Genomic DNA, 20511 nt, shown 5'->3' on the forward strand with positions numbered 1-20511 from the left:
AGACTCTTTTTATTTTTCGGGAAATTAAAGGCTTTTTGAATAGATAAATTGAATTTCTTTAAAGGAATATTAGTTTGGAATAGTTGGGGGTGAAAAGATGAAAAAGTAAGGGGTATACGCAAAAAAGTTGCTATAAGGGAGAATATAAATGGAGATTCAGTTTAATCCAGTATTAAAAAAAGAATTAACAATTCATGATATACAAACCGAAATGGAATCTGGGCAGTTAACTTCAAAGGAATTAGTGATGTATTATCTTCATAGAATCGCAAAGTATGACCAAGACGGACCGGAAATTAATTCTATTTTAGAAATCAATCCAGATGCTATTTTTATTGCAGAAGCGTTAGATTATGAAAGAAAGACAAAAGGTATAAGGGGTCCATTACATGGTATACCTGTTTTGCTTAAAGACAATATTGAAACGAATGACTCCATGCATACAAGTGCAGGTACGATTGCTCTAGAACAAAATATAAGTAGTGAAGATGCATTTCTCGTTACAAAATTACGAGAAGCCGGAGCAGTAATAATAGGAAAAACAAATATGACAGAATTAGCAAATGCAATGTCTTTTGAAATGTGGGCTGGATATAGTGCAAGAGGTGGTCAAACAATCAATCCATACGGAACAGGTAAGGATGACATGTTTGTTGGTGGCTCAAGCACAGGCTCTGCGATAGCAGTTGCTGCTAACTTTACAGTAGTATCTATTGGGACAGAAACAGACGCTTCTATTTTGAGTCCGGCTGTTCAAAACTCTGTAGTTGGCATTAAACCGACTGTCGGTTTAATTAGTCGTAGAGGAATTATTCCATTCACTTATTCGCAAGATACAGCTGGACCATTTGCTAGAACAGTAACAGATGCCACTATTTTACTAGGGAGCTTAACTGGAGTGGATGAGAAAGATGTAGCAACTCATAAAAGTGAAGGTAGGGCATATCAGGATTATACATCTTACCTGGCTGCTAATGGTTTAAATGGAGCGAAAATTGGTGTGTTTAACGATGCACCAAAAGATTATTACGAAAATGGTGAGTACGATGAAAAATTATTTAAAGAAACGATCCAAGTATTACGTAATGAAGGAGCGACAGTAGTAGAAAATATTGATATTCCTTCTTTTCATAGAGAATGGAGTTGGGGAGTTCCGCTTTATGAACTGAAGCATAGTTTAGATAACTATCTTTCTAAATTACGTTCTATTATTCCGGTACATTCTATTTCGGAGTTAATGGAGTTTAATAAAAACATGGCAGAAAGAGCTTTAAAATATGGACAAACTAAGTTAGAGGGAAGAAAAGATTTTCCTAATACGTTACGAAATCCAGAATATTTAAATGCGAGATTAGAAGATATATATTTTTCTCAAGAACAAGGCATTGATTTTGCATTGGAAAAATATAATCTTGATGCGATACTGTTTCCTTCCTATATAGGTTCTACTATATGTGCGAAAGCGGGTTATCCGTCTATAGCAATACCAGCTGGGTATATGGAAAGCGGGAGACCTTTTGGAATTACGATTACAAGTACTGCCTTTAGTGAAGGGATATTAATTAAGCTAGCTTACGCTTTTGAACAGGCGACAAAACATAGAAAAATCCCAAACTTGTCATGAATAGAATAAACAAAAAGGACAGGGAATGCCTGTCCTTTTTGTTTTAGTGATTAAAGTGAAATATCGTTCTGCTCTGTTTTATGATATTTTAATAAACTAAAAGATAAACAAGCGGAACATAAAATAAGAATAGAAGCGATGATATAAATTGTACGAACACCGAACATATCAGTAATAATGCCAACGCTAAGCATAGAAAGACCAGAAGCTGTTGAAAGAAGGGCACCATGTGCTGTATACATTTTTGATAATAAAGAAGGGGCGACACTTGATTGTAAAACTGTCGTTTGAGAAATATCTCTAATTTGATAACATGGTCCCATTAGAACACATAGGAAAAGCGCAATAAATCCGCTGCTCGTCATACCATATAAAAATGTAAGAATGCTAAACATAAGAGAGCCTATCGACATGGAGCGTATTAAATTGTTTTGAATATAGGAACTCATTTTCCATGCCAATAGACCACCGATTAACGTGCCAACATAATAACTTGTATTAATATATCCCCACCATTCCTCGCCTTTATGAAGGATAGTCGTAACATATGCCATCGTAATAGCACCAATCCATATTGTCCCTGCGAAAGTTTCAATTAAGTCCATATATGTAACGGTACGGAGAGAAGGATTTTGAAATAAGAGTTTCCAACCTTCCAATAAAATAGTACTTTTGGAAGAGGGGGGATCTGCTATTCGTTCAGTATGTATGGTACGTAATGAAAAATGTAATGCAATGCATCCGAAAATCATCAAAATGTTATTAATCATGAGTGTAGAAGTAGCGCCAATGAGAAGAACGATAACACTCGTAAATGAATAAGCAACGGTTTGCACAATTTGTGTTGAAAAGGAAAAGATACTATTTACTTTTACTAATTTTTCTTTCGGTGTAAGGCGCGGAAGAATGCCGTATAATAATGGAGCACTCCACCCACTACATAATGAAATGAAAAAAATAAAAGTTAATAGAGCTATAATGTTTGTGGATAAGACCGGGAACAAAATCATTAATAATAGTAAAAAGACTGTTTTTAGCCATTGTAGCGTATATAACAACGTATAAGGTGGAAAACGATTTATCATAAGCGGTGCAGAGATGTTAGCAATTAGATTTGTGATAACTTGTAATAATGGAAAAAGAGCAGTAATAGTAGCTGATTTAGTTGCTATATAAATATGAGTTGTAATAATCATTACATATACGATGTCAGCGAGAGTAATGCATATTTTGCAACCTAAATAGTAGGTTAGTGACAGGTTTTTCAATAAGAATACCACCTCTATAAAAAAATAGTATTTAGTAATTAGAATAATTGTAATTTAAAAATTAAAATTTTAAAAGAATTTAATTTTTTGTCACTTTTTGAAAGGAATTTTCATGTATAATGAAGAATATATTGATATAGTATTATATTAATAATCATTGTAACAGTGAATATGTACAATAGCTTGTAGCAAACGCCCAAGTGTAAGAAAGGGCGGATAAACCATTCTTTTCTTCATATACATATAGAAAATGAGAAAGAAAGTGAGGGTTGCATATGGCTGCTTGGGTAATTTGGTTTATAATAGCTGGTATTTTATTTATTGCAGAAATGTTGTCGATTACATTTTACATGCTTTGGCTTGGAATTGGAGCTGTTGTCGGAGGTCTTATTGCTTTGTTTGCTCCTGATGCACTACTGTTACAAGTTACTGTTGGGGCAATTGTAAGTTTAACTTTGACATTCTTTACGAAAAGAATTTCAAAAAACTTTCGAGAAGCAAAAGGTTTTACTGATACAGTAGATATGCTTGTTGGTAAAAAAGGGATTGTTATGCAAGCGATTACAAATGAAGCGAATGGTATTGTGAAGGTGGATGGAGATACTTGGACAGCTATTGCAGATTCTTCAATTGATGCTGGAGAAAGAGTCGTTGTTATAAAGAGGCATAGTACTATATTACAAGTGAAAAAGGAGAGTGAATAAATATGGTAGCATTAACGTTAACGATTATATTCGCGCTAATTGTAGTTACATTTATCGCATTAACAATTAAAATTATTCCTCAGCAAAAAGTTGGGGTTGTTGAAAGATTTGGTAAGTTTCAACGTATAATGCACCCAGGATTAAATATTTTAATCCCGATTGTGGATCGCGTTCGTGTATATCACGATTTACGTATTCAACAAACGAATGTACCACCGCAAAAGGTAATTACGAAAGATAATGTTCAAGTAGAAATAGATACAATTATTTTCTATCAAATTGTTGAACCAGAACTTGCGACATATGGTATTTCAAACTATGAATATGGTGTGCGTAATATTACTTCAGCAACGATGCGTCAAATCATCGGTAAAATGGAACTGGATGAAACGTTATCTGGTCGTGAAAAAATTTCAACAGAAATCCGCTTAGCGCTTGATGAAGCAACAGAAAAATGGGGCGTACGTATTGAACGTGTCGAAGTTGTTGATATTAACCCGCCAAAAGATGTGCAAGCATCAATGGAAAAACAAATGAAGGCTGAGCGTAATAAACGTGCAATTATTTTAGAAGCTGAAGCAGCAAAACAAGATAAAGTTCTTCGTGCTGAAGGGGAAAAGCAAAGTAAAATCTTGATGGCTGAAGGGGATAAAGAAGCGCGTATTCGCGAAGCCGAAGGTATAAGAGAAGCAAAAGAATTAGAGGCACAAGGGGAAGCTCGAGCAATTGAAGAAATCGCAAAAGCAGAACAAAACCGTATTGAATTGCTTCGTGAAGCGAATTTGGATGAGCGCATACTTGCTTACAAATCATTCGAATCATTAGCTGAAGTTGCAAAAGGACCAGCAAATAAAGTCTTTATTCCGTCTAATGCAATTGAAACACTTGGTACTCTTGGGGCAATTGGAGAAATATTTAAAGAAAAACAAGCGAAGAAACTACCTTCAAATGATACAGAAAAAGAACAATAAAAGTGAGGAAGAGAAATGGGATACCATTTCTCTTTTTTGTGCGTATATTCCGAAAAGCTTGTACATATCCATGTATAAAGAAGGTGATGCAGTGAAAAAGTATGCAACTCGAATACATGGGAAGAAACTAATTTCGTTACTCCTTTTATATGCGCTAATAGTAATTATAATAGCGTCGATTTTGACGTCACTTTTACATACAATGAAATCGAATTATGCAAATCAATGGTTTGGAAAAGTATCGATGCAAGGTTTTGTTCAAATGATAGAAAGTGAGAATCGCTATTACGGATTTGATTATTTTAAGCAGAATAAAAGAGAGTCAGTTGGGAATTTAATGTTCTCTATTGCGACAGATTTGAAAATTAAAGATTTAAGAACATTCGTCGGTAAAGAAGTACCTGGTATGTCAAAGTATTATTCTAATATTATCGTAGCTGGGGAAGGGACAAACTTGACGAATATCCCAAATGAATCTAGTGTACCGATTGAAGAAGTAACGAAAGAACGGGAAGTAGCAAAAGATAAAGTTACAGAAGCGGAAAAGAATAATCCGGTTCAGAAAAAGAACGGAGCGAAAAAAGGTGAAAGTGCAGTATATATTTATCATACACATAGCTGGGAATCCTTCTTTCCATTATTACCAGGGGCAACTGATCCATCTAGCCCAGATGTAAATGTGTCCTTACTAGGAAAACGTATGAAGGAACAACTTGAGGGGCAAGGAATTCCAGTAATTCACGATAAAACGAATATGGGTGATTTATTAGCGAGTAAAAAGTGGGTATGGTATCAGTCATATAAAGCATCTCATGAATATGTAAAAGGAGCATTAGCACAAAATAATAAAATTGCGTTTCCGATTGATATACATCGTGATGATCAGCGTAAGAAGGTAACAACAAAAGTAATTAACGGGAAATCGTATGCAAGATTATATTTTATTATTGGGATGGAAAATGAAGGCCGTGCTGAAAATGAAAAAATTGCAAGAGCCATCAATAGTTATTTAGATGAAAACTATTACGGTTTAAGTAGAGGGATTTTTCCAAAGTATAAAAAAGATGGAAATGGCGTTTATAACCAAGATTTATCGAAAAATGCGATGTTAATTGAAGTTGGTGGTGTTGATAATACGTTAGATGAATTATATAACACAATTGATGTGTTAACAGAAGCGTTTAGTAAATATTATTGGAATGATGCGGAAAAAGTGAATGGATGAGGGACGGGAGACCGTTCCTTTTTTATTTTGAAATCTTAAAATGTGATATAATGGAATTTTATGAATGTTAAATAAAGGGAGAGAGAAACATGCAAATACTACTAATACGCCACGGAGAATCAGAAGCTGATATTTTACATGTACATGAAGGCCGTGCTGATTTTGAGTTGACTGACAAAGGGAGACAACAAGTACAAAGACTTGTACAGAAAGTGAAAAAAGATTTTTCACCAGATTTCATTTGGGCAAGTACATTAAAACGCGCTCGTGAAACGGGTGAAACATTAGCAGAAGCAATTGGTTGTCCAATTCAATTAGAAGAGGAATTAATGGAGTTTAATAATGGAATACAAGCTGGCTTATCATTTGAAGAAGCAAAGAAATATCCAGAGCCAAAATTTCTTCATGACCGTTTTGAAAACGGAGAGTCATTTATTGAGTTTCGAATGAGAATAGAAGGGATTTTTTCTAAAATTGTGACAGAGAATACATATAATCGAATTGCGATTGTTGCCCATGGAGGCGTAATTAATAGTCTATTACGTGCATTTTTCAATATGCCAATTTCAATGGACTACTATTTCAAAATGGGAGATACGGGAATAAGTTTAATTGAAATTGAGGGTGAACAAAAAACGGTACATTTCATTAATGATACGAATCATTTGGACGGGATGTAAAGACTTATGTACAAAGTTGCATTTTTTGATGTTGACGGTACGCTTTTAAGCGAGATTGATAGAAGTATGCACGAAAGTACAAAAGAAGCGGTACAAAGATTAATAGATAAGGGGATTCACGTAGTTGTTACAACTGGAAGACCATATAGTTTATGCTCACAATTTAAGGAACTAGGCATAAATACGTTTATTTCAGCAAATGGTGCACATATAAAATGTAGGGAAGAAGTTATACATAAATCAGTACTTTCAAGCGGAATCGTTCATGATATTTCAAATTTTGCTGAATTACATGGTCACAGTGTTTCTTATTTTACAGAAGAATTTGCAATGAATAATATTGCCTCCAAAGATGAACGTGTCATACAAGCGTTAAATGAAACTTTAAATTTAGAGCGGTATCCTGACAAAGTTAGAAACTTGTCAGATGAGAAGTATTGCATATGTCTGTATGCTGATGAAACAGAAGCTCAAAAATTCATTGAAAGGTATCCAGCACTTACGTTTGACCGTTTTCATGGTTACGTTATGAATGTATTGGAAGATAGTAAAGTATCGAAGCTAACTGCAATTCAAAAAGTATTGGAACATTTAAATATTAGTAAATCAGAAGCCATTGCTTTTGGTGATGGTGGAAATGATATTGAGATGTTGCAGTATGTAGGATTAGGAGTTGCGATGGGAAATGGTGGAGAGGAGCTGAAGAGAAGGGCTGATCTCGTTACAACGAAGGCGAGTGAAGGCGGAATTTCTTATGCCTTAAAGAAGTTGCACATTATTTAAAACTAATAGCTAGTCAGTGTGAAAAATCCTGTTTTAATAATAGGATTTTTTTGTTCAACAATGTGCTTGCAATAAAAGGAAAAATATGAGTATAATGAGAAAGTAATTAGGTAAGCTAATTATTTAATGAGAAAGGAGAGTGAAGATGAATGGATTCAAGAAAAGATTCTCTTCCTTTAGGGATTGAGCCGTACGCAGAGTTAATCAAAAAGACAGCATCAGCGGAAACGGATCCAATCGCAGCAAAACTTGGTTTGTTAATGTTATGGACGTCTGATAATGTTCTTGATGCGGTTGACGTAGATTTAGCTCCGCTTGGTATTTCAGAGAGTAAATTAGATTTTTTACTATTATTTATTTTGCGTGAAATGGAAGCGAATGGGGAAGAGGTGAACATGAGTCCTTCGGATATTGCGAGTCGATTAGGGATTACACGTGCTTCTGTCACTGGCTTATTAGATTGGATGGAGAAACGAGAGTTAATCGTAAGATTCCACCATTCTGAAGATCGAAGAAGATTAAAGGTGAAAATTACTCCGAAAGGAAAAGAACTAGTTACACATTCTTTACCAACTTTTTGGTTATCTTGCGCTTCGTTAGTTGATGGCTTTAATCAAGAAGAGCGTCAAGTTTTAGAAAAGCTATTAAATAAAATGCAAACAACTATGCAGGTGAAATTAGGAGAAGGTAGGTAAATAAGTTGATTATGAAGATCAACTTATTTATTTGGATATATAATTAGCTTACCTTATTATATGCTTAACTAACTTTATGAACGGTGATAATTTTTGCTATGTAATTAAAATAAATAAGAGTTAAAGGAATGCTATTTTAGTAATTTAGAGAGTTTAAACTAATAAAAACAAATCGTAATAAGGGAGAGAGTTTATGATGGAAATAGGAAAGGAAGTAAATAGTGAAAAGAATTATACAATAATGACAGCAGTATTATGTTGGTCGGGTATGGTAGTTATGTCTAGCCTATATGTAACAATACCTTTAATCTCTCTATTTTCAAACATTTTTAATACGTCATTAGCACAATCGGCAGCTACAGGAAGTATATTTTCTGTTGGCTTTGCTATAGGGTGTTTGTTATTTGGGGCAATTTCTGATAAATATGGACGAAAAAAAGTGATTTTTATTGGATTGCTTGCACTGTCGATTGTTTCTTTTTGCTTAGGGTTTGTAGATAGTTTATTTTGGCTTGTTATTTTTAGAGGTATACAAGGGATAGCAGCGGCTACATTTTCTCCAGTAGCGCTAGCCTACGTTGTAGAAATGTTCCCAGTAGAAAGAAGGGTTACAACAATAGGATTTGTTAGTACTGGTTTTTTAGTAGCTGGAATTGTAGGGCAGGTAATAAGTACTGCTGTTAGTCAGCATTTTGGATGGCATATGGTTTTCTTTCTTCTTAGCATTGTCTATATAAGTACTGCTATATGGGTTTATTATTCTCTTCCGAAAGGAGAGACGTCTCAATCCTATACTGATATTTTGGGGCCAATTAAACAGATGGGTAAAGTTTTTACAAATAAAAGCTTAGTATTAAGCTATATAATTGCATTTGTTTTATTAATGGCTTTTGTTAATATGTATACTGTTTTAGGGAATTATTTGAGCTCTCCTACTTACAATTTAACTGCAGAACAAATTCTTTATTTTCGCTTAGCGGGGCTATTTGGTATGTTGCTGTCACCGCTTGCAGGTCGTTTAACAAAGAGGTTTGAAGTAAGAAAAGTTCTTCAGGGAGGATTGTTGATCGCTATTTTCAGTCTAAGTTCAATGGGCTTTGTTTCGTATCTATCTCTACTTGTAATGATGAGTGTCTGTTTTGTAATAGGTATTGCTATATCCGTTCCGTCTTTAGTTTCTCTTGTAGGTCAATTAGGAGGGAAAGCGAGGGGAATAGCAGTATCTATTTATACTTTTATTTTATTTTTAGGTACTAGTATAGGACCTATCATTTCTATTTATCTTATGAAAATAGGAGGGTATGCTCAAACATTTATTTTATTAGGAATGCTACTTTTTATTGGTTTTGTAGCTTCTCTATTTATAATTAATGAATGAGTGGAAAATCACTCAAATAAAGGAATGCGAGGATCTTTCATATGCTCACATAATAAAAGATGAATTTGTCCACGATGATGATAAAAGTGTGCAACGATTTCAAGTAACCATTCAAAGCGCGAATAAGAAATACCCCAATAGGCAGTCATAACTTCTGCTAATTCTATTTGGGAGTAGGAAAGAAATGTTTTAGAGAGAAGGTTGTATCCTTCAATCATCGTTTGTTGCATGTGAGCAACTGTTACGGGCGTATGTTCTATATAAAAGGTATGTAATTCTTTTTCTGGAATACCATTTAAAATGAGCAAATCAGCATGACAAATAAGAGAAAGATGTATACACATTTCAAATAATGATCGTTTTGAGTGAATCGGTTGTATTTTTAAATCGTTTTCACTATATTGGTTAAGCATATAAATAGAAGTATCAATAGCAACTTTTAGTTGATGTAATGCAGATTGAACAAACATTGTAATTCTCCTCGTCTCCGTATATAATAGTTTATTGAGGATATTATATCATACTCAAAATTCCGAAAATTCTAGTAGTTTGACTAGCATAATGAAAAGTATTATATTGTAAAAGGTCATATGAAACGTGAAATAGAATGGAATGCAATTATTGAGTTAGGAGTTAGACCAATGAGTTTGAAATATGGAAGAGATACAATTGTAGAAATTGACTTAAATGCTGTAAAACATAATGTAAAAGAATTTAAAAAACATGTAAATGATGAAGAAATTAAGATGATGGCTGCTGTAAAAGCGAATGGGTATGGCCATGGGGCAGTTGAAGTTGCCAAAGCTGCAATTGAAGCTGGAATAAATCAACTTGCAGTTGCATTTGTAGATGAAGCAATAGAATTAAGAGAAGCAGGAATTACTGTGCCGATTTTAATTTTAGGATACACACCAGTAGCGGCTGTAGAAGATGTAATTCAATATGACGTTATGATGACTGTTTATAGAGTAGAAGATTTACATGGTATAAATGAAATTGCAAACCGTCTTCAAAAGAAAGTACAAATTCAAGTGAAAATTGATACAGGAATGAGTCGTATCGGTTTACAAGAAGAAGAAGTTAAACCATTTTTAGAAGAATTAAACCGTATGGAGTATATAGAAGTAGTAGGGATATTTACGCATTACTCTACGGCAGATGAAATCGATAAATCATATACGAATATGCAAACAAGTTTATTTGAAAAAGCTGTTAATACAGCGAAAGAATTAGGAATTCAAATACCATATATTCATAGTTCAAATAGTGCAGGATCAATGGAATTAAGTAACACATTTCAAAATATGGTACGCGTTGGTATAGGAGTGTACGGTATGTATCCATCAAAAGAAGTGGATCATTCAGTCGTTTCTTTACAGCCTGCGTTGTCGTTAAAGTCAAAAGTAGCTCATATTAAACATGCGAAGAAAAATCGTGGTGTAAGTTATGGGAATACGTATGTAACAACTGGTGAAGAATGGATTGCGACTGTACCAATTGGTTATGCTGATGGTTATAATCGTCAATTATCTAATAAAGGCTATGCGTTAATTAACGGGGTTCGAGTACCTGTAATTGGCCGTGTTTGTATGGATCAGTTAATGTTGGATGTTTCAAAAGCGATGCCAGTACAAGTAGGAGATGAAGTAGTATTCTACGGTAAACAAGGTGAAGAAAATATCGCAGTAGAAGAAATAGCGGATATGTTAAGTACAATAAACTATGAAGTTACATGTATGCTAGATAGAAGAATTCCGCGTGTCTATAAAGAAAATGACGAAACAACTGCAGTTGTAAATATATTAAGAAAAAACTGAATCATTTTGATTCAGTTTTTTTATTTTTGGCAAGTGAAAAATGCTCTATTTGTACCGTGGAATTGAATGTTCTTAAAACCTATGGATTCCAATGAAGAAATTATTTCTTCATTGGAATAACAAGCTTCTTCAAAAGAAAAGTCACTTCTTGTCCAATTATTATCTATGTCATGTTGAAATAGTATAAAGTTCATTTCTGCTTTTTTATTTTCATTATTATATGTAGAATCAATCGTACAAACATATTCTTTCTCTGAAATATGAAACGAAGCACTCCAGTTTTCAAGAAATCCTTTTTCCATATTCATATCAAATGCGAATATACCCTCGTTATGTAATACGGAGTAAACGTTGTGAAACACACTTTTTAGTTCATCTAAATTCATAATATGGTTTAAACTATCACTGGCAGAGATGACGTAGTGGAATTGCTCATTTATATTGAAATAGCGAGCGTCATCGACGATAAAGGTTGCATCTGGCGCATTTTTACGTGCATACTCAATCATTTGAGTAGAACCATCTATACCAGTTACTACAAAATTATTATCAAGTAGTTTCCTAGTAAGATGACCAGTCCCACAACAAAGGTCTAAAATATGAGAACGTGGTTGTGCATATTGTAAAACGAGTTTTTCAAAAGCAAGATAGGAGTGTTCGGCAAAATGTCCCCAATGTTTATTATAAATAGATGCGAAAATATCATAATCAGAATAAATAAGTTTTTTAGACATAAATATTCTCAGTGCTATTCATTAAATTATAATAGTCATGCTTCGTTTTAATTTTAAAACCACATTGTGTATATAGTTTTAAAGCATGGTTATTTTTCGTTTCGACGTCTAATTCAATTGTTGAAGCTCCTTCTGTAATAAGGGTATGTACCATATAACTAAGAATATCTTTTCCATATCCTTTACCTTGATAGGAAGGGTGGACAGCGAATCCTGATAATATAGTAGAATGATCTTGCTCAGTAACTGTAATTGTTCCAATAGCTTTTTCGTTAATAAGAGCACTGTAAACTTTATGAGAAGGTGAAGTCATCATTTTTTGTAACCATGTAGCCGTATTTTCTACTGAATCACCAAAAGCTTTACTAGAAATTTCAATAAGATCAAGAAGTGATTCTGAAGTTGCAAGAGTAAGCTGTATATTATTATCTGTTGTTTTTTGAATTTCGTTTGTTTTGAACTCCATACTATATTCACTATATAAATATGGTAACTTCATATGTTTTACAAATTCATTCCCAGAAATAGAATCCCCATTAATAATAAGAAGAGCTTCATCTGTCTCTCTATTTTGTATTTCTTTCATTGCAGTTTGTAAAAGGATAGTTCCGAAACGTTGTTTTCTAAAATGAGGATGTACAAAGCCTATTAGTTCAAGCTTTGTTGGTCTTTCGAAATCATACATATTTAAAGCGCCAATTAATTGAGTGCCGTTATAAAGAAGAAAATCGTTTATATAATCTTCATTTCGATTTTTTAAAAAGTTGATATGTAAATCTGAGGAGTAATCAAGGTTGTCTTGTTGTCCGCAAATATAAGCTAAATCCTTCATTTGCTGTATTTCACTTTCTGTTACAGAACGCTTTTTCTGAATATCCATTGTATACTCCCTCTCATTTGTATTTAAAAATAGGATGGGTGACTTAACCATTCCTTTAATTCCACACTACCTTGCACAGATAACAGTCGGTATAAATAACGATATGGTTGTCTACATTCTTCAAGATGAGGAATAGGCATAATTGTTTCGTAACCACTTTTAAAGGCATGTGCTTCTTTTTCGGTAAGTACATATTCTAGTCCGATAAAATCAAACTCTCGCGGGGCAACCGCGTAAGCTTCAGTATCTACTAAACCCGTAATAGTTGTACCGTCATATAAAAATTGGGTAGGGTCCATATCAAGTAAGACGAGTGTAGCTTCTTTTGGTACGGACAGGGAAGAAAGCTGTGATTCAAAGGTAGGAAATGCATTTTGTATGCTTTCATCATCGGAATAAAACATATTCATAAGCTCTTTACTCACGTTTAAAATATGTGATTGGAATTCATCTAGTGGAATTTGGAACGTGCCTGACGGATTTCCTATGAAATCGGCTTTAAACTTATGTATTTCTGCAAGTCCTTTTCCTAGGCTGAATAAAATAGAATCTGGTTGCTCGATAAAAGATTGAACTGTGTTACCTACTAATTTTTCGGCAACAACGAATTCTCGGTCATTTAAAATATGTTTTTCTAATATTGTTGGGATAGGAAGATTCGTATGTTCTTGTAGCAATGTATGTACCGTTTCTAAATGATGTACATTCCTCGGATCAATTCCAAATAGATTTTTACATCCCCACCAAAAATCATTATTTGGTTCTTCATACATTTTAGAAGCACGAACGATAACTTCTTTATCTTCTGTTCGGACGAGAAAAACATCGCTTGCATGATCTTCATAACCTGGGTGCAAGGCTTGAACGGATAGAATAAGGGAATTGAATAGTTGTTGTAACATGAAAAGACTCCTTTTTCTGTAAATTCTATAAATTTATTATATAACAGATGATGTGTTATGGGGATAAAGATAAAAGGATTGAAATCATAGTTATATTTATAGTCAAAACTCATTAAAAATATTATATTTCTCCATTTTTGTATGAATTGTCAAAAAATAAGAGTGATAATATTTGAATGTAAAGCTTGTATCTTTAAAGCTATGAAGAGTAAAAGTAGAATTAAGCATTCATTTATCGCGCTATTCGCTGTGCAGTAAGACCCCCACCTCAAAATTCAGTGAAAGCAAAGAAGTTAGGGGGAGCGGGATGTCCGTAAAATCTCGATTGGTGAGGGCTGATAATCAGTGAGGGATGAACAAAACCCCTATTGATTAAAGTTTTACTTTATAAAATTGTGAATCACAATAATGTAGACTATAGAAAATATTTCTCAATAATAAAATGAAGAGAAAAGCATGAAGAAGTAGAATGCATTCATTTATAATAGACTTAAATTAATTAATGTAATTAATTGTTAACTTTATTATATTAACTGGATAGGAGAGAATATTATGGCAAATGTACTCGTAATAAATTTCCCTGGGGAAGGTCATATTAATCCGACTTTAGCTATTGTAAGTGAGTTAATCCAGCGAGGAGAAACAGTTGTTTCGTATTGTATTGAAGATTATAGAAAGAAGATTGAAGCAACAGGTGCGGAATTCCGAGTGTTTGAGAATTTTCTCTCTCAAATTAATATTATGGAACGAGTAAATGAAGGCGGGAGCCCTTTGACGATGCTATCTCATATGATTGAAGCATCAGAGCGTATTGTTACTCAAATTGTAGAAGAAACAAAAGAGGAAAAATACGATTATTTAATATATGATAATCATTTTCCAGTAGGACGTATTATAGCGAATATTTTACAATTACCAAGCGTTTCATCTTGTACAACGTTTGCTGTTAATCAGTACATTAATTTTCATGATGGGCAGGAATCGAGACAAGTAGATGAAATGAATCCATTATATCAATCTTGTTTAGCGGGAATGGAAAGATGGAATAAGCAGTATGGAATGAAATGTAATAGTATGTATGATATTATGAACCATCCTGGTGATATTACGATTGTATATACTTCAAAAGAATATCAGCCGCGTTCAGATGTATTTGATGAATCGTATAAATTTGTCGGTCCATCAATTACTACTCGAAAAGAAGTGGGGAGTTTTCCTACTGAAGATTTAAAAAATGAAAAAGTAATTTTCATTTCTATGGGAACAGTTTTTAATGAACAACCTGCTTTGTATGAAAAATGTTTTGAAGCGTTTAAAGATGTAGATGCGACAGTCGTATTAGTCGTTGGTAAGAAGATAAATATAAGTCAATTTGAAAATATCCCGAAAAACTTTAAGTTGTATAATTATGTCCCGCAATTAGAAGTTTTACAGCATGCTGATGTATTCGTGACACATGGTGGTATGAATAGTTCGAGTGAAGCGTTATATTACGGTGTTCCATTAGTTGTAATTCCGGTAACAGGAGATCAGCCATTCGTTGCAAAACGATTGACTGAAGTAGGGGCAGGCATAAGACTTAATCGTAACGAGTTAACTTCTGAATTGTTACGTGAGACTGTAAAGAAAGTAATGGATGATGTGACGTTTAAGGGAAATAGTCGTAAAGTGGGAGAGTCGCTTAGAAATGCTGGTGGATATCAAAGGGCAGTTGAGGAAATACTTGAATTAAAAATGAAGCCGTACGTAAAGATTAAATAGATGTTAAAAACACACTTACTTTTAATTTGTAAGTGTGTTTCTAGTATTACGCGTTACATGTGTTACATAAAAATAGCGATAAAGGTGAAACTTTTGTGTATATAAATCGATACCTTTGAATTAGTAGTAAAATTACGTTAAAATAATACTAAGAAAATATATAAGTTTTGGGGGTAATGAATGAAGAAAGTATTTGAATACGTATTATTAACAATTGGCTCAATTATAGTAGCAGGTTCATTAGAGCTTATTTTAGCACCTAATGGATTAGTAGATGGCGGGGTAACGGCTATTGCTATTATGGCAAATAAAGTCGCAGGATTGCCACTTTATGGCGTTTTCTTAGGAATTAATATCCCAATTTTATTATTTACTGCAAAAGTAATGGGAAAGAAATTTTTTATCCGTACATCTTATGCGAATGTAGTTACAACACTCGGATTAATTTATTTAAAACCATTTCCAGCAATTACGACTTCTGAGTTATTAATTGTACTTTATGGTGGAGTGCTGTTCGGAATTGGTGTTGGGATTGTTGTTAAAATGGGTGGAGCAATTGACGGTTCGGAAATGTTAGCAGTTTGGATGAACAAACACTTTAATGTGCCGATTAGTACATTTTTACTTGCAGTAAATGCAGTTATTTTCATCTTTGTTGCCATTTTATTTTCAATCGAACAAGCGATGTTCTCATTAGCAATTTTCTATATTGTTACGAAGATGATTGATTTTATATTAGATGGTATTAATCAAGGTAAGAGCGTTATGATTATTTCTGGTAAGAATAAAGAAATAGGCGATTTACTTATGAAAGAATTGCAACTATCTGTTACGTATCTACATGGAGAAGGTGGTTTTTTAGGGGAGCATAAGAGAATCATTTATTGTATTACAAACCGATTCATTTATCCGAAAATGAAAGATCTCGTTCTCTCTGTAGATCCAACCGCTATAATTGAAGCTTCCTATTCAACAGAAACGACTGGTGTGAAACGTCCGGGAAGGAAAGCTAGGTCGGGTGAATAACTAGAAGAAGGCTGTCCAAAAAGTTATTTTGGAACAGCCTTCTTTTTTATTTTGTTGAATTGTTAGTATGTTACAAGTTAAACCCACTGTTAACAAATTTCCTTGCAACTAGGGAACCAAGCGTTTTTCAATAATATAGTCAACGTTTCAATTTTATTTTCTGGAATGCTACCAAATCCGAGTAATACGTATGATTCCTTACGTAAATCATTCATGAAATCATATGGAGAAAGCGGGTATAATTTAACGCTTTGTTTTTTAGCGGATTCAATCAGTTCGTTTTCATTCATACTGTTATGGACACATAAAACAATATGAAGTCCAGACTGTTCGCCAAGAATTTGAACATTAGCCCCCATTTCTTTCATAATGGATTTTACTAACGCATGATGTTTTCTTTTATATAGTGTACGACTCCGGTTAAGATGACGTTCCCAATTCCCGCTTTGTATAAAGTTAGCAAAAGCAAGTTGTTGTATTGTAGCGACTGTTTGTTTAAAAATTCCATGCAGTTCTTGATATGTTTTTAAAAGATGTGGTGGTAAAACAACATATCCCATTCGTAAAGAAGGTAAAAAAGATTTTGAGAAAGTCCCCATATAAATAACGCGTTCATTTGAATCAAGACTTTGTAAAGAAGGAATCGGCTTACCAGCGTAGCGAAACTCTCCGTCATAGTCATCTTCAATAATATATCCATTGCAATCATTAGCCCACTTTAACAATTCTAATCTTCTAGATAAAGGCATAATAATCCCGAGTGGAAATTGGTGTGATGGTGTAACGTATGCGACATTGGAATTTGTATTGTATAAGCTAGAAATATCAATCCCTTTTTCATCCAATGGTATGGGATGAATTTGTCTATCACAGCTTTTAATGATTGCGTGTATACGGTGAAATCCAGGGTTTTCAATGCCGTATTCTTTTGTAGGGCCAAGCAGTTGAAGTAGTAGCCAGAGAAGTGGCTGCGTTCCGGCACCAATAATAATTTGATCAGGTGAAGAATGTACACCGCGAGAGTGATATAAATATGTTGATATATGCTCTCGAAGAGCGAATTCACCTTGAGGATCTTCTTTGGAAAATAGTGCATTTTCGTATTTAAGTATGGATTCTTGTAATGCTCGTTTCCAATTTGTAATCGGAAAAGCAGTTTGATCAATAAGCCCTTGGCTACAATCATATTCGAATTTTTCGTCTATTAAATTGCTCGTCTTCATTGCTGCATTTCGTTTTTTATTTGGGATAACGTCAATATCGAAATTTGCTACAAAAATACCACGTTTCGGTTTACTTTCTACATAACCTTCAGCTAACAATTGTTGATAAGCTGATTCAACAGTAATGCGGCTAATATTAAGTTGTGATGCTAAATTTCTGTGTGAGGGTAGACGTGTGCCAACAGAAATACGCCCTTGTATAATTTCAGCTTTTATATATTCGTAAATTTGCAAGTAAATAGGTGTGTTACTTTGTAATTGCAATGGGATAGTAAAATCCATATAAAACTCTCCTTTAAAGCTGACCTTATAAAAAATTCTTAAACTGCCACTTAAGTAAAGGGCAGTTGCTTTCTATAATAATGATATAACATTTAGAAAATTATATAAATAGTTAGGGGAGAGTTAAAAATGAATGTTAAAGAAGTAGTAACAGAAGAGCAATTACATGAAGTATTACCTGTTTTACAGCAATTAAGAACGAAACTTTCAAAAGAGGAAACAAGCTCTTTATTTCGAAATATGAAAGAAGAAAATTATAAACTATTTTCGCTGCGTAATGAGGAGGATGAAGTTGTTAGCCTTGCAGGTGTAGCGATTTGTACGAACTTTTATAATAAGAAGCACGTTTTCGTATATGACCTTGTAACAGCAGACGCACATCGTTCAAAAGGACATGGAAATGTATTACTTTCGTATATAGAGAACTGGGGAAAGGAAAACGGATGTGAATCTATCGTCCTCACATCAGCATTTCCAAGAATTGATGCTCATCGTTTTTATGAAAGAGAAGGGTATGATAAAGTGAGTTATTCTTTTCATAAAGAATTATAAATAATAGGAAGAAGCTGTCCCGCAAAAGTTGGGAACAGCTTCTTCTTATTTATTAAGTTATTATTGAACGGTAAATAGGTTGTAAGTTATGGTATATGTATTTGAAAAGGTTATATAGTGTATTTTGTCGAATTGTTTTAATTTAATAAAGAGAATGATTGGAGCGCTTATACTTGAAGAAAATAAAGAAACTATCAATCCCTAATGATGCTAGAGTTATCGTCATATCTGATATTCATGGAGAATTAAATCTTTTAAAAGAAGCACTACATAAAGTTAACTTTAAAGATGAAGATTATTTAATTATTAATGGAGATCTTTGCGAGAAAGGACGAGATAGCGTAGGCGTAGTAAACTACGTTATGAATCTTGTAAAGAACAATTCAAATGTTCACGTTGTTGAAGGGAATTGTGAAGTTTTAGTTGATGCTCTTCTAAATGAAAATCCTCGTCTTATTAATTATTTATGTACGAGAAAGCATTCGATTTTTAATGAATGGCTAGAGCAATTGGATTTTTCAGCTCATAAAGGCACTTCAATTCGTGAAGTGAGAGAAGCATTGCTAAGTGAATTTTCACAAGAAATACATTGGCTAACGGAGTTGCCGACAGCGATTGAAACAGAAGATTATATTTTTGTGCATGCCGGTCTAGAAGATAGAGTAGATTGGAAAGAAACAGAGCGCAAAAATGCGATAGCAATGCCACAGTTTTTTAATAAATCACATAAAGCAAATAAGTATGTAATAGTTGGTCATTGGCCTGTCGTGAACTATTCTGAAGAAGCACCGTCTAACAATCCAGTTATTGATAAGGAGAAAAAAATTATTGCAATTGATGGAGGAAATGCAATTAAAGAAGCAGGGCAATTAAACGTATTTATTATTCAGAGGAAACAAACCGGCGATACGTTTTCTTATACATATGTAGACTATTTTCCAGAGTACGAAGTAATAGCGGATTTTAATGCGAATTCAGAAATGCAGGGCGGAGTGACATATCCGTATTATTACATAGAGCCTATCGAGAAGATGCAAGATTACACAATATGTAAGCAAAAGGAAACAAATAAATTACTCACTGTAAAAAATGAATATATGAAACAACTTGAGTCAGGTGAATATACAGTGAAAACCGATATTTCTTGTGCGCAAATAAGCGTTAGGAAGGGAGATATCGTTTCTCTCATTGATGATAGCTGTTCAGGATATGATTTAATTAAAAAAGATGGCGTAGAGGGTTGGATAGAGAAAGGGATTTTAGTTGAGATAGAAAAAGTGAAAAATAAAACATTAAGCTGAAATAGGAGGGATATAACCTCCTATTTTTTTAAAGGGGTAGATTGCTTGCTGTCTTTAATAAGTAAATAAATCGTACTCGGCAGAATGATAAGCGTCATTCCTAAAAGAATTGCTAGTATAGCATAACCTCTATAGGGAGCAGAAAAGATAAAAGGAAGTATCGCTAAAAAAATACCTGCTATCATCATTGAAATACTACTAATATTTGAAGCTCTTTTTTCAAGGTGCTTATCATTCCATTCTAATGAAACGGTTGATTTAGTCGTATCAATTTTGGAACTGAAATAACCTATTAATATAAATAAAAGCCCTAATGCTAAAAATATGAAATGATCAAGAGGAAGTGAAAAGCCAAGAGCGATGAGGGCGATGACAATATCGACAAAAAATAAGAATAGTAACATTGTGTTGCCGATCCAATGGAGAAATTTCTGGTTACTCGCTGCTTTAGATAAAGCTAAAAATACAAAGAATAAGAAGGAACATATAATTATATTTACGATTACAAAAGTGCTTTTATCCATTGTTGATGTAGGCGTTCCATTAAAGTCCCATTTCGTAACGATACTTAATGGTAAGAAGAAATAGAGAATAATATTTGTCATAATAATAGTAAGAAATAAAGCAATACTAAATCGATTATTCACTGAATCACCAGCTTTCTAAATCAATAATTGGTATCTAATAACAAAATTATACAATATA

General features: G+C 33.6%; 20 protein-coding genes. 13 read left to right on the top strand and 7 right to left on the bottom strand.

The features are described 5' to 3' along the window. Nucleotides 1-148 precede the first annotated feature (148 nt). A complete protein-coding gene (locus AC241_RS10425; protein WP_048565050.1) occupies nucleotides 149-1624 on the top strand; it encodes an amidase family protein in 1476 nt (491 codons plus the stop codon). Between the two features lie 50 nt (nucleotides 1625-1674). Here AC241_RS10425 and AC241_RS10430 read toward each other — a convergent pair whose 3' ends face one another. Beyond that, on the bottom strand, nucleotides 1675-2892 hold the full coding sequence (locus tag AC241_RS10430) for an MFS transporter (RefSeq protein ID WP_048565049.1): 1218 nt from the start codon (nucleotides 2890-2892) through the stop codon (nucleotides 1675-1677). A gap of 275 nt (nucleotides 2893-3167) precedes the next feature. Here AC241_RS10430 and AC241_RS10435 point away from each other — a divergent pair, with 275 nt between their 5' ends. The 7 genes from AC241_RS10435 (at nucleotide 3168) to AC241_RS10465 (ending at nucleotide 9328) form a co-directional block, all read left to right on the top strand. Further along, nucleotides 3168-3596 carry an NfeD family protein gene (locus tag AC241_RS10435; protein WP_016081936.1) on the top strand — a complete coding sequence of 143 codons (429 nt, stop codon included), beginning with the start codon at nucleotides 3168-3170 and terminating at the stop codon, nucleotides 3594-3596. A gap of 2 nt (nucleotides 3597-3598) precedes the next feature. Next, nucleotides 3599-4567 carry an SPFH domain-containing protein gene (locus AC241_RS10440; protein WP_016081935.1) on the top strand — a complete coding sequence of 323 codons (969 nt, stop codon included), beginning with the start codon at nucleotides 3599-3601 and terminating at the stop codon, nucleotides 4565-4567. Beyond that, complete coding sequence (gene spoIIP, locus AC241_RS10445; protein WP_016081934.1) at nucleotides 4545-5792, top strand: stage II sporulation protein P; 1248 nt, start codon at nucleotides 4545-4547, stop codon at nucleotides 5790-5792. The genes AC241_RS10440 and spoIIP overlap by 23 nt, the downstream gene beginning before the upstream one ends. Nucleotides 5793-5881: 89 nt before the next feature. Beyond that, nucleotides 5882-6472, top strand: coding sequence for a histidine phosphatase family protein (locus tag AC241_RS10450; RefSeq protein ID WP_016081933.1), 591 nt, complete (start codon nucleotides 5882-5884; stop codon nucleotides 6470-6472). 6 nt (nucleotides 6473-6478) lie between these two features. Beyond that, nucleotides 6479-7255 (top strand): Cof-type HAD-IIB family hydrolase, encoded by a 777-nt coding sequence (locus AC241_RS10455; RefSeq protein WP_050843349.1) that lies wholly within the window; start codon nucleotides 6479-6481, stop codon nucleotides 7253-7255. A gap of 149 nt (nucleotides 7256-7404) precedes the next feature. Continuing rightward, complete coding sequence (locus AC241_RS10460; RefSeq protein WP_000378333.1) at nucleotides 7405-7950, top strand: MarR family winged helix-turn-helix transcriptional regulator; 546 nt, start codon at nucleotides 7405-7407, stop codon at nucleotides 7948-7950. A 196-nt stretch (nucleotides 7951-8146) separates the two neighbouring features. Further along, on the top strand, nucleotides 8147-9328 hold the full coding sequence (locus AC241_RS10465; protein ID WP_023521758.1) for an MFS transporter: 1182 nt from the start codon (nucleotides 8147-8149) through the stop codon (nucleotides 9326-9328). Nucleotides 9329-9336: 8 nt separating this feature from the next. Here the strand turns inward: AC241_RS10465 and AC241_RS10470 are convergent, their stop codons facing one another. Next, the gene (locus AC241_RS10470) at nucleotides 9337-9798 is read right to left on the bottom strand and encodes a DinB family protein (RefSeq protein ID WP_050843351.1); all 462 of its coding nucleotides are present in this window, start codon (nucleotides 9796-9798) and stop codon (nucleotides 9337-9339) included. A gap of 171 nt (nucleotides 9799-9969) precedes the next feature. Between AC241_RS10470 and alr the strand changes: the two genes are divergently transcribed. After that, complete coding sequence (gene alr / locus AC241_RS10475) at nucleotides 9970-11145, top strand: alanine racemase (RefSeq protein ID WP_050844824.1); 1176 nt, start codon at nucleotides 9970-9972, stop codon at nucleotides 11143-11145. A gap of 20 nt (nucleotides 11146-11165) precedes the next feature. Here the strand turns inward: alr and AC241_RS10480 are convergent, their stop codons facing one another. The 3 genes from AC241_RS10480 to AC241_RS10490 are packed head-to-tail and all read right to left on the bottom strand — an operon-like array spanning nucleotide 11166 to nucleotide 13661. Next, nucleotides 11166-11879: a class I SAM-dependent methyltransferase gene (locus AC241_RS10480; protein WP_048565047.1), complete on the bottom strand. Its 714-nt coding sequence runs from the start codon at nucleotides 11877-11879 to the stop codon at nucleotides 11166-11168. Beyond that, nucleotides 11872-12759 (bottom strand): GNAT family N-acetyltransferase, encoded by an 888-nt coding sequence (locus tag AC241_RS10485; RefSeq protein WP_016081927.1) that lies wholly within the window; start codon nucleotides 12757-12759, stop codon nucleotides 11872-11874. The genes AC241_RS10480 and AC241_RS10485 overlap by 8 nt, the downstream gene beginning before the upstream one ends. A gap of 23 nt (nucleotides 12760-12782) precedes the next feature. Beyond that, nucleotides 12783-13661, bottom strand: coding sequence for a protein kinase family protein (locus tag AC241_RS10490; RefSeq protein ID WP_050843353.1), 879 nt, complete (start codon nucleotides 13659-13661; stop codon nucleotides 12783-12785). 552 nt (nucleotides 13662-14213) lie between these two features. Between AC241_RS10490 and AC241_RS10495 the strand changes: the two genes are divergently transcribed. Then, complete coding sequence (locus tag AC241_RS10495) at nucleotides 14214-15422, top strand: macrolide family glycosyltransferase (RefSeq protein WP_048565044.1); 1209 nt, start codon at nucleotides 14214-14216, stop codon at nucleotides 15420-15422. Nucleotides 15423-15602: 180 nt separating this feature from the next. Beyond that, entirely contained in the window at nucleotides 15603-16448 is an 846-nt protein-coding gene (locus AC241_RS10500) for a YitT family protein (protein ID WP_000755126.1), read from the top strand. Between the two features lie 89 nt (nucleotides 16449-16537). On the opposite strand, the gene pdxR is transcribed toward AC241_RS10500, so the two are convergent. Beyond that, nucleotides 16538-17953, bottom strand: a complete 1416-nt coding sequence (gene pdxR, locus AC241_RS10505) for a MocR-like pyridoxine biosynthesis transcription factor PdxR (RefSeq protein ID WP_016081923.1) — start codon at nucleotides 17951-17953, stop codon at nucleotides 16538-16540. Nucleotides 17954-18082: 129 nt separating this feature from the next. Between pdxR and AC241_RS10510 the strand changes: the two genes are divergently transcribed. Together AC241_RS10510 and AC241_RS10515 are read left to right on the top strand one after the other, a co-directional pair. Continuing rightward, on the top strand, nucleotides 18083-18505 hold the full coding sequence (locus AC241_RS10510; RefSeq protein ID WP_016081922.1) for a GNAT family N-acetyltransferase: 423 nt from the start codon (nucleotides 18083-18085) through the stop codon (nucleotides 18503-18505). 173 nt (nucleotides 18506-18678) lie between these two features. Then, nucleotides 18679-19806 (top strand): metallophosphoesterase, encoded by a 1128-nt coding sequence (locus AC241_RS10515; protein ID WP_050843355.1) that lies wholly within the window; start codon nucleotides 18679-18681, stop codon nucleotides 19804-19806. A gap of 20 nt (nucleotides 19807-19826) precedes the next feature. On the opposite strand, the gene AC241_RS10520 is transcribed toward AC241_RS10515, so the two are convergent. Beyond that, the gene (locus AC241_RS10520; RefSeq protein ID WP_048565042.1) at nucleotides 19827-20453 is read right to left on the bottom strand and encodes a DUF1648 domain-containing protein; all 627 of its coding nucleotides are present in this window, start codon (nucleotides 20451-20453) and stop codon (nucleotides 19827-19829) included. Nucleotides 20454-20511 lie beyond the last annotated feature (58 nt).

Origin of the sequence: Bacillus thuringiensis (assembly GCF_001182785.1) — a bacterium.
GTDB lineage: Bacteria > Bacillota > Bacilli > Bacillales > Bacillaceae_G > Bacillus_A > Bacillus_A thuringiensis_S.